We start from the raw sequence: 444 nt of genomic DNA on the forward strand, positions 1-444 counted from the left end.
CGCCGTGTATGCCTATGGCGGTCAGGCAATCAACGCAGGCCGTGTTCTGCTGGAAGGTCAGGTAGGCGACTTTGGCCTCACAGTCACCTCGGATAACGGTACTCAGCTGCTACGCATGAGCTTCGGCGTAGGGGTGGCGAACGCTCCAAACTTCTGGACCACCTCTGAGCGCACACTGACGCTGACCTTCGCGGAGTTGGATATTCCTATTCCAGATCAGCCCGTCACCGGGGTGGAGGTCGATGTGCTTGATCGCCGGCCAGACGGCACAGGAGTCATCCTGCGGCTCTATCGCAACTATCAGCCGACTGTATCAGCGCAAGAAACCCTCGCACTTCTGGAGGTGCGCTTTTCGGGAGCGTTCGACAACCTGGGTGTTAGCCATACGATTCTTGCCAGTGGTAAAGACTGTCGCGGCAGGCTCACCGTTGCAGCCGACCCTGG

Annotated in this window: 1 protein-coding gene; it reads left to right on the top strand. The window is 59.0% G+C overall.

What is annotated here, in order from left to right; translation table 11 throughout:
• A partial coding sequence (locus tag A6723_RS32040; RefSeq protein ID WP_175405516.1) for a hypothetical protein occupies positions 1-444 on the top strand: 444 nt, incomplete at both ends.

It is taken from the genome of Pseudomonas sp. AU11447 (assembly GCF_001672555.2).
Classification (GTDB): Bacteria; Pseudomonadota; Gammaproteobacteria; order Pseudomonadales; family Pseudomonadaceae; genus Pseudomonas; species Pseudomonas nitroreducens.